Raw genomic sequence first — 16096 nt, forward strand, 5'->3', positions numbered from 1 at the left:
ACTTGAATTTTTATTTTGAGTAGCTATTGTATAATAACTATTAATATTCAATGTTGTGAGTAATTAAAACCAACCAGCGAATGCCATTAAACAATTTACCAGACAGAGATATAAGGGGATTTGGTAAGGAATATATCGAGAGTCTTGAATATTGGTTGAGAATAGTCATCGATAGAGAATTACGAACAAATTATGGAACTAATTATATTAACGCTAAAGATGATAAAGGTAATTTCTTACTTAATGGAAATATCAGAAAAGAGATAGAGACAAGATATAATTCTGAAAAATCACGGTACCCAAGACCGATTGATGCTTGTTTATTAGATACTTCAATTGAAATTATAACAAAACCTCATTTATTTAAATTACACTTCAGAAAATATTTTGAATTGAATTTCAAAATTGGACGTGAAATGTTGGCTGAAGTTTTAAATCGTCTTATTTATCCAAGAAATTGTCTTTATCATAGTAATCCTATTTCGATTAGAGCTTTAGAACAAATAGTCTGTTATACTAATGATATTATAGATTCAATAAAACACTATTACTTAGAAAATAATATGAATGAAGAATTTAATGTTCCTAAAATTTTAAAATTTACGGATTCGTTTGGGAATTCTCAATACAGAGAACAATTCAACCCTAGAAATATTGGTAATAAACATATTAGTTTCATAAAACCTGAATTTTACTTGTACCCAGGAGATAAACTTAAAATTGAAGTAGAAATGGATACAACTTTTAAAAGAACTGATTATACTATTAAATGGAGTTCTGCGAAAGGAATTAATAATGTTGATGATTCGAATATTTTAAATTTATTGATAGAAGAAAGACATATTGGAGATAATATTGATATTCAAATTAGAGTAGTTACGAATGAGAGTTGGCATAAATTTGGTCGTTGCGATGACTTTTTACTAATTAGATACAGAGTTTTGCCGAGAAAATAACTACTCACAACACGGTGTATAAAACATAGCTAACAAGTGTTTAGCCGAAAGGTTCACGCTTATTTGCAAAGTCCGCCAAATTTTTAATTTGGCTTTTAAAAAATGATAAACTAAAAAACAAAATATAAAAATTTGGCTCTGTGTTAATCCGAAAAGTTAGTGTCTTTTTGCACGCTACGTTTCATACACAAGTCTGTTATTCTTTCAGTTTTTTCTTTCTTTTTAATATTGCCGAAAATTAAATAAAAATATTAATATTATTTTTCGCATTTTTTAATTTTTTATTAATTACTCAGCCAGAAGCAATAACTGCAAATAAGTTTTTTACTTCTCTTTAATATAAGTAGTTATGTTTTTAGGGAGTGTAAAATAAAAAGTAGTTCCGTTAGAAACCTCACTTTCTACCCAAATTTCTCCATTATAAAAATTAACTACCTTTTTAACAATAGAAAGACCAATACCAGATTTACCGTCATTTTCATCTACACTTTGAAAAAGTTCAAATATTTTCTTAAAATATCTTTCTTCAATACCTTTTCCGTTGTCTTTTATATAAAATTCCCAAAATTGATTTTTATCTTTTACACCAATTTCTATTTTACCAGTTTTATCAACAATACTTTTTACAGCATTTTGAAGCAAATTTTGAAATACTTGTAAAATTCTATGTCTATTACCTTGTATAATTGGTAGATTATTAGCAACTTTTACTTCTATATTATTAGGGATAATCATTAATTTTACTAGTTCATTTACCAGGTCATAAGTATTTATATCAGACTCAATCATTTCATTATTATCAATACTGGTATATTTTAAAATCCCTGTAATTAAAGATTCCATTTTTTCTATATTTTCTAAAATTAACTGAGAATACATTTTACTTTCTTCGGTTAATTTATTTTCAGCTTCACCATCAATCCAATTAAATAAAGTGTAAATACTTCTTAAAGGAGTTTTTAAATCATGCGATACAATTTGTGCATAATTATTTAACTCTTTGTTTTTGTTTTCTAGGTTTTTAAGAAGTTCTTCTCTTGCTTTGTTGGCATTTAAAATATCTTCAGATTGTTTTTCTATGTACTGTACTAAGTTTACAGATTCATTAATTTCAGACGTGTTTTCTATAGATTCAATATTTAAAACTTTAGCAATATAACTAAGTCCTTTTATAATTTTTTTAAGGTTTCTGGTTTCTCTTTGTGCATCTTTTCTTTCTGTAATATCTGTAACAGCACCAATTACACTTATAATATTATCTTCTTCATCAAGCAATAAAGATACATTTAAATCTGCCCAAATAACAACTCCGTCTTTACGTATGTAGCGTTTTTCTATATTGTAAGAGCTTACTTCTCTATTAATTAGCTCTTCAAATTTTTTTAAATCTGTATTTACATCATTAGGATGTGTAAAATTAGAAAAAGGCATACCAAGCAATTCTTCTTTAGTATAACCTAAAATATCCATAAATTTTTTGTTAGGATAAATTGGTTTACCTTCTAAATCTACCAAAGTAATACCAATACCAGCATTATTAAAAATTGAATAAAATTTTCTTTCGGTTAGTTTTAATTCGTCTAATTTTATGTTTAGAGTTTTTTGAATTTTGTTTTTTAGTTTTTCTAATTCTTTATTAGAATCTGATAATTTTTCGTTTTTAGACTTTAATTTAAAATTATAATACTGTATGCTTAATATAATAGCAAAGATAAAAAGACAAAAAAGGCCAAAAGAGACCCATTTATAAACAGCGTAAATAAATTGAGATTCATTTACTTTTTTTAAGTCTATTTTATGAACAAGAATTAAAGATTTTTCGCCTTTAAAATTAATGTTAGTGGTACTATTACTGTTAATTATTAAGTTTTTATAAACATAAATAGCATCTTTTTGAATGTCTGCACCTTTAGATGTTTTTTTAATTTTATTCCAAAGTTGTTTGTTTGTATTGTATAGAGCCAAACTATCAGAATTTGACACAAAATGACTAAAATTTTGATAAGAATCTTTAGATATTAAATAAAAACCTTTATCATTTATTAATTCGAAAGTAGAGTGTTTTGGTTTGCTTTGTGTAATAAGCTTATTAAATAAGCTTTTCATAAAATAATTGATAACAATAACTCCGTTAGTTACACCGTCTTTGTCATATATTTTTGTGGCAATTCTAAGTACAGGATTATGCGGGATTTCAATTTTTCCATAATCCATATTTAAATCGATATTAGAAAAATATATTTCGTTTTTGCTTAAATTTTTTGCGTCTTTAAAATAATAACGATCACTTTTATCTTGCAGCTTATTTTGTTCTTGTTTTTTTGCAGAGTTAATACCATCAAAATCTACACGAATGGTTTCTTTCCCTATAGTGTCTAATAGTCTAATTTGGTCGTAAGTAGATTGTAAGTTAGACAGATGAAGAAAATATTCTTCTATATTTTTCTTTTTTAGTTCAGGGTAATTATTAAGTCCCCAATGAATAATATCAATATCGGTTGCAAGAGATTTGTACATATCATTAATTAAGATACTTTTTGCATCTAAATCATTTGCAGCAGCAGTTTTTATTATTTCTATTTCATTTTGGGTAATTACATTAAAATAATGATTTATAGCAAAGTAACTAATAGATACCAATGGTATAAAAATTAGTAAAAGATTTCTTAAATTAATAAATTTCATTCTTAATCTATTCTTAATAAGAATAAAAATAAGTTTTTAATAACTATTTAATTAAAAAATAGTTAACTATTTTTTAAATTATTTTTTTCTCAAGTTTTTTACTTTAAACTAATCATTTTAAAATCAGGTAGTATATTTGCACTTTAATTAATTTATGCCATTAAATACACTATTAATAACACCTCCTTTTACGCAATTAAATACAGCATATCCTGCAACTGCTTATATTAAAGGGTTTTTAGATTCTAAAAATGTAAAAACAACTCAATTAGATTTAAGTATAGAGTTGTTTACCGCAGTATTTACTAAAGAATTTATAGATGCTATTTTTAAACAAGCAGAAATGCTTGGTAATAAAGAGTTTCCTTTAGTTTACAATAATAAAGAAGATTACATTAATAAAGTAGATTCTGTAATGGATTATTTACGAGTGCAAGAAGTTACCGCTGCGTACCAAATTGTACACAAAGAATATTTACCTTACGGACATAGACGTATAAAATTAGAAAAAGATTTAAGTACAGAGTTTGGTAAACTTGGTATTTTAGACAAAGCCAAACACATAGCTACTTTATTTGTAGAAGAATTGGGCGATTTTATCAACGCCAATGTAGATGAGTTTTTTTCCTTTACACGTTATGCAGAACAAATTGGTAGAGCCGCTTCTAGTTTTGATACGATTGATGATTGTTTACAATATGAAACTACATTAATAGAAGATGAAATGTTGTATTTGTTAAACGAGCAATTACAACAAGATACATATAATCTAGTTTGTTTTACAGTGCCTTTTCCTGGTAATTTATTTTCGGCATTACGTTGTGCACAATTTATAAAACAAGAATATCCAAAAATAAAAGTTGCAATGGGTGGTGGTTATTGTAATACAGAATTAAGACGATTATCTGACCCAAGAATTTTTGATTTTGTAGATTTTATTACGCTAGATGATGGAGAAGGACCATTATTAAGAATCACCGAATTTTTAACAAGTAAAATAGAAGAGGAGTCTTTAGAAAGAACTTTTATTTGTAAAAACAATAAGGTTGTTTATGTAGATAAATTACCAAATACTATTTTTCATCACAAAAATTTGCCTGCGCCAAGTTATATTGGTTTGCCTACAAATAAGTACTTGTCTTTTTTAGATGTAATGAATCCGATGCACAGAATGTGGTCTGATGGTAAATGGAATAAACTCACCATTTCTCACGGTTGTTATTGGAAACAATGTTCTTTTTGCGATGTTACTTTAGATTATATTGGTAATTACCAAAATACAACTGCAGATGATTTGGTAAATAAAATTGAAAAAATAATTTCTGAAACAGGAATTACAGGTTTTCATTTTGTAGATGAAGCTGCGCCGCCAAAAATGTTAAGAGCTTTAGCTAATAAATTAATAGAAAGAAAAATATTTATTACTTGGTGGACAAACATCCGTTTCGAAAAAACATTTACGCCAGAATTATGCGCTTTACTTTCTAAATCTGGTTGTATTGCAGTAACTGGCGGGTTAGAAGTTGCTTCAGACAGGTTGTTGGCTAAAATGAAAAAAGGAGTAGATATAGGTCAGGTAGCTAGAGTTACCAAAGCTTTTTCTGATGAAAATATTATGGTACACGCTTATTTAATGTTTGGTTTTCCTACAGAAACGGCGCAAGAAACCATTGATTCTTTAGAGGTTGTACGCCAATTGTTTTATAATAATTGTATTCAATCTGCATTTTGGCATCAATTTGCATGTACAAGTCATAGTCCGGTTGGTAAAAACCCAGAAGAATTTAAAATAAATATTATTGGGCCAGAATTTAAAGGTTTTGCAGAAAACGATTTGTATCACGAAGATCCAACAGGAGCAGAGCATCACTTATATAGCCAAGGTTTAAATATGGCTTTAAATAATTATTTAAATCACAAAGGTTTCGAAATTCCTTTGCACAGCTATTTCGATTTTAAAGTACCAAAAGTAACTATCAATAATAATTTGATTTTTAATCATTTAAATAAATAATTTTTTTTAGAAGCTATTTCCTGCTTTCGCTACTCGCTTTTTTATCGTTCCTCAAAAAGAGCTCAAACAAGCCGCTCAATCAGGGCTAAACTTATTTACAAACAATATTTCTTATCAAATAAAATGTTGTCTTTCAACAAAAAGAAAATCCTTATAAAACCAAACCACTTTTAATGTTTAATCTTACAAGGATTTTGTTAGTTAAAAAGAAATAACATTTATTATTTTGCGTAAGCTCCAGAAGAATATGTTAATTCGTAACTATGTGTGTAAACTTCAAAAACAATTCCGAAAGGATCTTCTACATAACACATTTTAAAAGGTTTATCTTTTGGATAATATTCTCTTATAGGCATTCTTTGTTTACCACCGTAAGCAATAATTTTTTCAATTAACTCTTCAATATTAGGATCTTGAACACAAAAATGGAAAAGACCTGTATTAAAAGGGTTGAACTCTGGCGCTTCTTTAATTCCGTTTGGAAAACAGAATAATTCTACACCAACACCATCAGATGTTGATAAATGTGCAATTTCAAATTCTGTCCAATCTTCACCAAAAACATCAATACACATAATACCAATAGCAGTGTCTGCTTCTTTTTTTACTGTAGAAGGCTCCATTATTACATACCAACCCATTACTTCTGAGTAGAATTTTACCGCTTCTTTAATATTAGGTACTGTAATACCTATGTGAGAAAATGATTTAGGATAATCTTTATTTTTAGTCATCATATTTAATTTAGACTGCAAAATTAATATATATTTGCTCTTTGGGCAACAACTTACTAAAAAGTATTATAGTTACCAAAAAGAGTAAAATAATGATTATCAGTAAAATAAATATTAAATTTTTATGGAAAAAATTAAATGTCCTTTAAATTATACAATGAATTTGATAGGAACAAAATGGAAACCCTTAATTTTATTTCATTTATTAGATGGTGGTTTGCGTTCTGGAGTTTTACAAAAACAAATTTCTGGCATTTCTAATAAAATGTTTACGCAAACTGTTAGAGAGTTAGAAAAAGATGGGTTGATTATAAGAAAAGTATATCCGGTTGTTCCGCCAAAGGTAGAATACAAATTAAGTAAAAGAGGAGCGTCTTTAGAAAATATTTTAAGAAGTTTAGATAAATGGGGATTAAATGATATTAATAATTAATCAATGTTTTTTTCAATTTTTTAAAAAAGCATAAATAACTGATTTTAATGTTTTTATAACGTTTATCTAAATCAATTAATTAAATAATTTTTATTGCTTTTTTTTAAACAAAAATTAGAATAAGAGATAAAATAATACCGCCAATGGCATAATACATTCCTTTTTTAAAAATTGCCATTTTTGGGGTGTACATCCAAAATGCAGACAAAACAAAGAACAATAAAGAAACACCAAAAAAGATGTTTAAAAAATATACGGGACTATCTGTAGTTGCTTTGTGTAATTTTTCCATTTTATTAAGAATAAATGGCAACTCTTGTTTTTTAATAATGGCAAGACCGGTTTGTTTATTGTATGTACCTCCTTTAAGATATAAAATTCCACCTTCTTCTTTAATTACGTCTGCACCTTTTTTAAAAACAGGTTTTAATTGTCTGTCAGATAAATTCGGAGCTAATTGTTGCTCGGTAATTACTTCTTTTTTTAGAAAATTGGTATTTCTAAAAATCATTAAAATTCCACTTAATGCATAAATAAACATAATTCCGGCTAAAAAAAAGCCTAAATACCTATGGATAATTCTAACTTGTAATGCAAATGAAGGTTTTCTTTTCGCCATTTTACTTTTTATTATTTCCCGCAATAATAGGAATTTAATTTTTTAGTTAAAGCTTTTAGCTACAACTTTATTGATAAAAAATTAAATAAACTTAACTATAAAACATATTTTTCAAAAATATCATTAAGCGCAAGTTCTGGGTTTTCACAAAGACCAGGATGTGTTTTAGAGCTTTGTACAATTGTACTTCTACAGGCAGCTAGCCACCTAAAACGATCAGAAATCTCGAACTCACCAATTTTACCACCAGATTTACCTCCGTTACAAATTAATTTCCAGGCATTTAAATAATTGTTCAGTAAATCAATTTCTAAATCTGGTGCAATAGCCTTTAATTTATTGCTATCTACATGGTATTTTATCCCTAAAAATTTTTTGCGTTTAGAAAAGAGAATTACGCCAACATTAAAAAACTCTTCGCGTTCTACTTTAGGCACAACTCTTATAATGGCATATTCAAACGTAACTTTATCTTGCATCTTCAGCTTCTTTTACAAGTGAATCTATCATAGAAATTTTTGCATTTAAAAATTGAATATATGCAGCTCTCATTTGGTCAGGGTTAAATAAATCTCCTTCATTTATCAACCAGTCTTCCGGAATGCTATTTACAATTTTGCTAACAATATCAGTATTTATAGCTAATAATATTTCTTTAGAGGCTTTTTGTAATTGAGTAGCTTTTGGTAAAAGAACATGGTCTTTTATTAAAGGAAAAGTTCTTTTTAAATGATTTTCCCATGTTTGCCAATTATGATGAAAATAAAAACTAGCTCCATTATCAATAATCCACAATTCGTTTTTCCAATTTAATAAGTTGGTGTTTTTAGCCGTTCTATCAATGTTACTGATTAAACTATCTAAAATAACCACTTTAGAAGCCGTTAAAGAATCTACTTTAGATACTAGTGGATCGTAAGTTATGGCGCTAGATAAAAAATGTAAACCTAAATTTAAACCAACACTAAACTTTAGCAAATCTTGAATTTCTTCGTCTGGTTCTGTTTTACTAAATGAGTCATCTAGGTTCATAAACACTAATTCTGGCACATTTAAACCTATGGCTCTTGCCAATTCTCCTCCAATAAATTCAGATATTAAAGCTTTTTTACCTTGACCTGCACCTCTAAATTTAAGCACGTACAAAAAATCATCATCACCCTTTACAATAGCAGGTAAAGATCCACCTTCACGTAAAGGTTGTAAGTATTGAACAACATTTACGGTTCTAATATCAATTGTATCCATAAGAACAAAATTAAAGCAATTATATAAGTTTAAAACAGAAAAAAGACAGAATTCGGTTATTTCTGATATTCATCAAAAGTTCCATCATTATAAAAAACAACAATTCGCTGAATTTTTTTTCCATTACCATTTTCTGTTTCTTCTTTATTTGTTGAAAATAAAGTAGGAGAGGTAGTACTATTGCTCTTTGTTTCTGTTTTTTTTGGAAATACTCCCTTGCCGTGTAAGAGCCAATTAATGTCTACATCATTAAATTCTGATGTAATTTTTAAGACAAAGTCTAAACTAGGTTTATTTCTGCCTGATAATATATGTGATATACTAGAACGTTGTACGCCTATTTTATCAGCAAATAACGAACCTGTCAATTGATAAGCATCCATTATTTTTTTAAGTCTAATTGTAAATTCAGTAGTATTCACATTTGTAAATTTTATAACAATTACAAATGTAAACAAAGTAAATCTAACATCAAAATTAATCTATAAATATTTAAAATTATGTAAATAAACATATTAAACCTTTAGTTTAAGTATTGTTATTTTACAATCTAAATAATAGTATGTTATAAATTAAAATAGAGATTATTTATTGAGTTTTATGCTTGAATTTTATTGAGTTTTTCTGATAAAACTAGTTGTTAGAAAAGTAAATTAATAAACTTTATTATAGATTACATTTGTAAACTACAAGCAGTTTACAAATGTAAATCAATTTTGTGTTTACATTTGTAAATTGATTTATATTGGATAAAAATTAAAAATGTTAATTGCTTTAAGAATTTCTTTACTTTTGAAAAAAATAATATTTTTTACATGAATACTTTACAACCAGAATTTATAGAGGCTCTTTACCTTAAGCATAAAGAAGATTCTTTGTATGGAAAATGGATTACATACAACGACATAAAAAAAATTATTTCTAATTATGACTCTAAATTTTTAATAACTAAAATTGGTACATCAGAAGATGATAGACCAATTAATAAATTAGAAATAGGAACTGGTGCTAAAAGAATATTATTATGGTCTCAAATGCATGGTAATGAAAGTACAGGCACAAGAGCATTATTCGACCTTTTTAATTGTATAGTTAACTCCTCAGAAAAAATTTTTACAGAAATTTTAAAAGAATGTACTTTGGTTTTTATACCTATGTTAAACCCTGATGGAGCGCAAGCTTATACAAGAGTTAATGCAAATAATGTAGATTTAAATAGAGATGCTGTAGATAGAGTAGCTAAAGAGAGTAAGATTCTTCGTGAAATTTTAGAAGATTTTAATCCTAAATTTTGTTTTAACTTACATGATCAAAGAACTATTTTTAATGTAGGAGGAACAACAAATCCTGCAACTATATCATTTTTAGCTCCTTCAGAGGATATTACAAGAAAATTAACAAAAGGTAGAATAGAAACGATGAGTGTTATTGTTAGCATGAATAAAATGCTGCAAAACATAATTCCTAATTTTGTTGGTAGATATACAGATGAGTTTTATCCTACAGCTACAGGCGATAATTTTCAGAAATTAGGTCATAATACTATATTAATAGAGTCTGGTCATTATCCAAATGATTATGAAAGGGAGAAAACAAGAAAATATACTTTTTTCTCAATCCTTCAAGGTCTTTATTATATTACAAACTCCATTTCTTTTAATGATTATGAAGAATACTTTGATATTCCTAATAATGATAGTGTTTTTTATGATGTAATACACAGATATTCAGATAGTAATAAGGATTGTGCTTACCAATATCAAGACTTAATTATTGATAATAAATTTGTATCAAAATTAAACAAAGTAGATAAAATTAGTTTAAAATCTAAAATTGGGCACTCAGAAATCAATTTTGACTAAAAAAAGTTTAAGTATTTATTAGTTTTATTAGTAATTAAATAAATTAAATTCATAAATTTGTTCAGTAATTTGAATAATGCTTAAAAAAATGAAAAAATTTATACTAGACGAAATCGATCATCAAATTTTAGATATTTTAATTGAAAACGCTAGAACTCCATTTACCGATATTGCAAAACAGTTATTAGTTTCTGCAGGTACAATTCATGTTCGTGTTAAAAAAATGGAAGACGAAGGAATTATTCAGGGTTCTACTCTTACATTAAATTACGAAAAAATGGGATATTCTTTTATAGCCCATGTTGGTGTTTATTTAGAAAAAACATCTATGACACAAAGCGTTATAGAAGATTTAAGAAAAATTGCCAATGTAACTGTAGCTTATGTAACTGCTGGGAAATATAATATTTTCTGTAAGGTTAGAGCAAAAGGAACAAATGATGCAAAAGACATTATATATAGAATAGATGATGTTCCTGGAGTAAAAAGAACAGAAACTATGATTGCTTTAGAAGAAAGTATTAATGATAAGAAAAGAATGATGCACGCCATCTTTCAAGATTATAATTAATATTGATAATAAATTAAAAAACCTTATTTCTTTAAATAAGGTTTTTTTATAGAAATTATTTAATCTAAAGGGTTTTTCCAAGAAAACTTTTGGAAAAGTATGCTCCAATCTTTTGGAAAAACTGCTTTTAATAGCATTTTATCATTTGTAAACGGATGTTGAAATTCTAATTTACCAGCATGTAAAAACATATTTTTACATGTAAAATTTTCTTCAAACATCATATTATGGTTTTTATCTCCATATTTTGGATCTCCAATTAATGGATGACTAATTTTGTTGGTATGTACTCTTAATTGATGCATTCTACCAGTCTTTGGTAGTAATTCAATTAAACTATAACGAGAAGAATCATATGGTTTTACAGGAATTTCTAATGTAATTTGCTCTAAAGTTTTTAAAAATGTTAGAGCATCTTTATGTACTTTGGCATCTCTTCCTTTTACAGGAGAATCTATTGTTTTTGTTTCTGGAGAAAACCCTCTAACAATACCAAAGTAAGTTTTTTGTATTAGATTGTTTGTAAATAGTTCTTGAAACTTAGAAACGTATTGTGTTTCTTTTGCCAATAAAATTATTCCAGAAGTTTTTCGGTCTAATCTATGTATCGGATAAACTTTAATTCCTTTTTCTTCTAAAATTAACTGTAATAAAGAGTTTTCTTCTGCAACATTTCTAGAGTGATGTGCATGATGCACTAATATATTGTTTGGTTTATTTACACAAATAATATAATTATCTTCAAAAATTATATCTAAACTCATATTTTAATTATTAGCAGGTAGCTCAACTTCAGCTTTTAAACTATTATTTTTATTATGATATTTTAAATAAATAATTAAAAGAAAAGAAATTGTACCGCAAACAAAAAAACCAAAAAATAAAGGCAAAGCTTCTTTATCTAAAAAACTACCAATTAAAGATGCAATAGGTACTGCCATCATTGTAGAAACAAAACCATTTATTGCAGCACCAACTCCTGCAATGTGTCCTATTGGTTGCATTGCTAAAGCTCTGGTATTACCAAATAAAAATCCAAATGCAAAAAATTGTATCCAAAAGAAAATAATAATTATATAAATACTTGGATTTTCGGTTTGAGAAAACAATAAAATATAAACTAAAGGGTTGATTGTAAAAATGATAGTGAAAATTTTCACTAATTTTTCCATACCAAATTTAATAACCAGAGTTCCGTTAAAAAAAGTAGCCAATCCAATACCCATAGATAGACAAGCAAAAATAAAAGGAAACTCTTCTTTTAGACCATATTGTTGTTCAAAAATATACTGACTAGCACTTAAATAAACGATAAAAGAACCCATAACAAAGCCAGAAAAAATAGTAAAAATTACAGCATTTTTATGTTTTAAAAATTCTTTTGTTCCGTCTATAAAAAGACTGAGTTTCATTTTTTTCTTATCCTTTGGTTTTAATGTTTCTGGTTGTCTTTTCCAGAGCCAAAACATAATTAATAAACCAAGAAACATTTGAAAATAAAAAATGGCTTTCCAACCATATAAGTTTAAAAGTATTTTACCCAATGCTGGTGCAATTACCGGAACTAGTATAAAGATAGCTACAACAAAAGACATTATTTTAGCCATATAATTTCCTTCAAAACGATCTCTAACCATTGCTATACTTATGGTTCTTGGTGCAGAAATACCAATACCTTGTAAAATTCTACCAACAATCATTGTTTCTAAATTGGTAGCAAACACACAAATTACACTAGCTATTAAAAAAACAATAAAACCTAAATATATTACAGGTTTTCTACCAAGACTATCAGATAAAGGACCTGAGATTAATTGTCCACTACCTAACCCTAAGAAAATCATTGTAATTAATAATTGATTATTGTGTTGGTCAACAACATTTAAAGCGATACTGATGTCTTTTATAGCGGGTAATAAAGCGTCTATTGCCAAGGCTACTAAGGACATTAATGATGCCATAATAGCAATAAATTCGAATTCTGATTTTTGTTTAATCTTCATGGAAACAAAAATAGTTTTATTTAGTTTTTAATCTGATTTTAAGTTGTTAAAAAATAAAATAAGATTGAAAAAAATGAATATTGATTAAGGTTTTATAGGGGGTTATTCTACACCTATTTGGTCTATTAAAGAATTATTGCCAAAACCTTTTGGGTTTTCGCCCCATTTATTGCTGCCGTTTTCGCTATCTAAACATAAAAGTACAAACAACCAAATACCACCAATTACCGGAATTATAGAAACAAAATAGTACCAACCACTTTTACCAACATCATGCAATCTTCTTACCGTAACAGCTAAACTTGGTATAATTGTAGCTAAAATATAAACATAAGAGATAAACATAATTGCAGGAGAATTTAAAAGATCACCGATAAAAGCAAAAATGATTACAAAAACAATAGTAGCAATGTATTGAAATAATATAAACATCCAAAACTCTTTTCTTCTTGCTCTTCCATTAAAATTTGAGTAATTATCTTTTAATACTTTTAAATACCAATTCATTTTATTTTTTTATAAAGTTAGTTCATCAACAAATGTAAATTATAATTAAAAAAGTCCTCTAGATTTTAACTCTAAATATTTATTAATTGTATCTCCTGTTAAATTTTCTGGTTTTGTTAATACAGACTGAATTCCGTATTTTTTCAGTTCTTTAATAATACTTTTCTTTTCAAAAAGAAACTTTTCTGCAATAATACTGTCGTAAATACTTAAAATATCGTCTTTTTTAGATTTTGTAAGCATTTCTAATTCGGTGTTTTCAAAGAAAACAATTAAAACTAAATGATTTTTTGCCAAAGCTCTTAAATAGGGGAGTTGTCTGTTTAATCCGTCTATAGTTTCGAAATTTGAATATAAAATTAATAAACTTCTCTGTGTTATTTTTCTTTTAACAACCGCATATAATGTACTAAAATCAGATTCTGAAAAATCTGTTTTTATATTATGTAAAGCTTCAGAAATTAAACTCATTTGAGAATTCCTTTTTTCTGCAACTACCCAATCTTCTAGTTTTTTAGAAAAAGACAACATACCTGCTTTGTCTTGTTTTCTAAGTACAACATTACTAATTGCTAACGTGGCATTTATGGCATAATCTAATAAACTTAAATTATTAAAGTGCATTTGCATTGCACGCCCTTTATCAATAATAGAATAAACTGGTTGCGATTTTTCTTCTACATATTGATTGATCATTAATTGGTTTCTTTTTGCAGTAGCTTTCCAATTTAAAGAACGAATATCATCACCAGAAACATATTCCTTTATTTGTTCAAACTCTAAAGAATGTCCAATTTTTCTTATTTTTTTTGTTCCGTAAGAAACGGAATGATTGTTAAATGCTTTAAAATCGAATTCTCTTAATTTTAAAAAAGAAGGATAACATTTTATTTCTTTTTCTTTACCCAAAATATATTTTTTGGTTGCCAATTTTAAAGGAGAACAGGTGTAAATATTTATATTACCAAATAAGTAAACACCTCTTTCTGTAGGTTTTAAATCGTAATGAATTGTTTTTTTATCTTTAGGTAATAAAGTTAAATTAAAAATAAAATCTCTTTTTTGAAATTGATGCGGAATTTCTTCTATGATTTTTAAATACGTTGTAAAATTATACAGACTATTTAATTTTATAGTAATTTTATTGTTGTCTCCGTTTGATAATCTTTCGGGTAAATATCTGGTTACATTTATTGCATTTTTAGTTTTATATAAAATTAGGATATCAACCAAAACCAAAAAGCTTAAAATAAAAAGTAAAACTTTAGAAATTATAAAAAATAACGGCACAAAAAAGCCAACTACAAACAGCAAGGCAATTGCTCCTAAAAAGTAGAAGAATCTATTGTTTAAAAATAAAGTGTTATAAAAATATTTCAATACTTTGTTAATTTCTTGATTTTTAGACTTATATATCGTCCTTTTTGATAATTATAAAGAGTTTAAAACTTTAATATTTTATCGAGGTATTTCTACAGATTCTATAATTTGTTCTATAATTTGTTTGCTAGACAAACCTTCCATTTCTCTTTCTGGTGTTACAATAACTCTATGTTCTAAAACAGGAATTGTTGCATTTTTAATATCTTCTGGTGTTACAAAATCTCTACCATCTATTGCAGCAAATGCTTTAGAAGCACTTAAAATTGCGATACTTGCTCTAGGTGAAGCACCTAAATATAAAAAAGAATTAGAACGCGTATTTACCACAATATTAGCAATGTAGGTTAAAAGGTTTTCTTCAATTTTAATTTGATTTACCAAATTTCTAAACGCAACAATTTTATCTCCGGTAATAACTGTTTCTATTTTACTAGTTTTAGATGTGTTTTCTAAAGCTTGTTCTTTTAGTAAAATTTGTAATTCTTCTTCTGCATTCGGATAATCAACATTTATTTTAAACAAAAAACGATCTAATTGTGCTTCTGGCAATCTGTAAGTTCCTTCTTGCTCAATTGGGTTTTGAGTTGCTAAAACAACAAAAGGAGCTGTCATTTTAAAAGTTTTACCATCAATTGTAATTTGTTGTTCTTCCATAACTTCAAACAAAGCGGCTTGTGTTTTTGCAGGAGCTCTGTTTATTTCATCAATTAAAACCATATTAGAAAAAATAGGTCCTTTTTTAAACTCAAATTCAGATGATTTTACATTAAAAACAGAAGTTCCTAAAATATCCGATGGCATTAAATCTGGTGTAAATTGTATTCTACTAAAATCTACATCAATTGTTTTTGCTAATAATTTTGCTGTAATTGTTTTTGCTACTCCAGGTACACCTTCTATTAAAACATGTCCGTCAGAAAGGATGGCAACTAATAGTAAATCCATCATATTTTTTTGCCCTACAATTACTTTTTTTAATTGGCTTTTTATCTTTAAAACACTGTCTTGTAATTCAGATAAATTAAGCCTACTTTCAAATTTTAAATCATTAGGTACTTGTTCGTTATTAGGTGCTTCCATA

16 protein-coding genes are annotated in these 16096 nt (G+C 27.0%); 5 read left to right on the forward strand and 11 right to left on the reverse strand.

Annotated elements, in window-relative coordinates:
• Window positions 1–80: 80 nt before the first annotated feature.
• The gene (locus KI686_RS10275; protein ID WP_237589201.1) at window positions 81–956 is read left to right on the forward strand and encodes a hypothetical protein; all 876 of its coding nucleotides are present in this window, start codon (window positions 81–83) and stop codon (window positions 954–956) included.
• 324 nt (window positions 957–1280) lie between these two features.
• On the opposite strand, the gene KI686_RS10280 is transcribed toward KI686_RS10275, so the two are convergent.
• The gene (locus KI686_RS10280) at window positions 1281–3641 is read right to left on the reverse strand and encodes a sensor histidine kinase (RefSeq protein ID WP_237589202.1); all 2361 of its coding nucleotides are present in this window, start codon (window positions 3639–3641) and stop codon (window positions 1281–1283) included.
• A gap of 154 nt (window positions 3642–3795) precedes the next feature.
• On the opposite strand from KI686_RS10280, the gene KI686_RS10285 reads away from it, so the two are divergent.
• Window positions 3796–5655, forward strand: a complete 1860-nt coding sequence (locus KI686_RS10285; RefSeq protein WP_237589203.1) for a B12-binding domain-containing radical SAM protein — start codon at window positions 3796–3798, stop codon at window positions 5653–5655.
• Between the two features lie 221 nt (window positions 5656–5876).
• Here KI686_RS10285 and KI686_RS10290 read toward each other — a convergent pair whose 3' ends face one another.
• Entirely contained in the window at window positions 5877–6389 is a 513-nt protein-coding gene (locus KI686_RS10290; RefSeq protein ID WP_237589204.1) for a VOC family protein, read from the reverse strand.
• A 124-nt stretch (window positions 6390–6513) separates the two neighbouring features.
• Between KI686_RS10290 and KI686_RS10295 the strand changes: the two genes are divergently transcribed.
• Window positions 6514–6822, forward strand: a complete 309-nt coding sequence (locus KI686_RS10295; RefSeq protein ID WP_237589205.1) for a winged helix-turn-helix transcriptional regulator — start codon at window positions 6514–6516, stop codon at window positions 6820–6822.
• 103 nt (window positions 6823–6925) lie between these two features.
• Here KI686_RS10295 and KI686_RS10300 read toward each other — a convergent pair whose 3' ends face one another.
• From KI686_RS10300 to KI686_RS10315, 4 genes are all read right to left on the reverse strand, one after another.
• Complete coding sequence (locus tag KI686_RS10300; RefSeq protein WP_237589206.1) at window positions 6926–7441, reverse strand: PepSY domain-containing protein; 516 nt, start codon at window positions 7439–7441, stop codon at window positions 6926–6928.
• A 95-nt stretch (window positions 7442–7536) separates the two neighbouring features.
• Window positions 7537–7920: a DUF3037 domain-containing protein gene (locus KI686_RS10305; protein WP_237589207.1), complete on the reverse strand. Its 384-nt coding sequence runs from the start codon at window positions 7918–7920 to the stop codon at window positions 7537–7539.
• The gene (locus KI686_RS10310) at window positions 7910–8689 is read right to left on the reverse strand and encodes a HipA family kinase (protein ID WP_237589208.1); all 780 of its coding nucleotides are present in this window, start codon (window positions 8687–8689) and stop codon (window positions 7910–7912) included. The genes KI686_RS10305 and KI686_RS10310 overlap by 11 nt, the downstream gene beginning before the upstream one ends.
• A gap of 56 nt (window positions 8690–8745) precedes the next feature.
• Window positions 8746–9072: a helix-turn-helix transcriptional regulator gene (locus tag KI686_RS10315; protein ID WP_237589257.1), complete on the reverse strand. Its 327-nt coding sequence runs from the start codon at window positions 9070–9072 to the stop codon at window positions 8746–8748.
• 432 nt (window positions 9073–9504) lie between these two features.
• Here KI686_RS10315 and KI686_RS10320 point away from each other — a divergent pair, with 432 nt between their 5' ends.
• Together KI686_RS10320 and KI686_RS10325 are read left to right on the forward strand one after the other, a co-directional pair.
• A complete protein-coding gene (locus KI686_RS10320; protein WP_237589209.1) occupies window positions 9505–10551 on the forward strand; it encodes a M14 family metallopeptidase in 1047 nt (348 codons plus the stop codon).
• Window positions 10552–10639: 88 nt separating this feature from the next.
• Window positions 10640–11122, forward strand: coding sequence for an Lrp/AsnC family transcriptional regulator (locus tag KI686_RS10325; protein WP_237589210.1), 483 nt, complete (start codon window positions 10640–10642; stop codon window positions 11120–11122).
• 59 nt (window positions 11123–11181) lie between these two features.
• On the opposite strand, the gene KI686_RS10330 is transcribed toward KI686_RS10325, so the two are convergent.
• The 5 genes from KI686_RS10330 to KI686_RS10350 form a co-directional block, all read right to left on the reverse strand.
• A complete protein-coding gene (locus KI686_RS10330) occupies window positions 11182–11886 on the reverse strand; it encodes a pseudouridine synthase (RefSeq protein ID WP_237589211.1) in 705 nt (234 codons plus the stop codon).
• 3 nt (window positions 11887–11889) lie between these two features.
• Complete coding sequence (locus tag KI686_RS10335) at window positions 11890–13125, reverse strand: multidrug effflux MFS transporter (protein ID WP_237589212.1); 1236 nt, start codon at window positions 13123–13125, stop codon at window positions 11890–11892.
• A 102-nt stretch (window positions 13126–13227) separates the two neighbouring features.
• Window positions 13228–13632: a DUF805 domain-containing protein gene (locus KI686_RS10340; protein WP_237589213.1), complete on the reverse strand. Its 405-nt coding sequence runs from the start codon at window positions 13630–13632 to the stop codon at window positions 13228–13230.
• Window positions 13633–13677: 45 nt separating this feature from the next.
• Window positions 13678–15012: a DUF58 domain-containing protein gene (locus KI686_RS10345; RefSeq protein ID WP_237589214.1), complete on the reverse strand. Its 1335-nt coding sequence runs from the start codon at window positions 15010–15012 to the stop codon at window positions 13678–13680.
• Window positions 15013–15090: 78 nt separating this feature from the next.
• Window positions 15091–16095 carry an AAA family ATPase gene (locus KI686_RS10350; protein ID WP_438617007.1) on the reverse strand — a complete coding sequence of 335 codons (1005 nt, stop codon included), beginning with the start codon at window positions 16093–16095 and terminating at the stop codon, window positions 15091–15093.
• Window position 16096: the final 1 nt, after the last annotated feature.

It is taken from the genome of Polaribacter sargassicola (genome assembly GCF_021991835.1).
GTDB classification, from domain to species: Bacteria; Bacteroidota; Bacteroidia; order Flavobacteriales; family Flavobacteriaceae; genus Polaribacter; species Polaribacter sargassicola.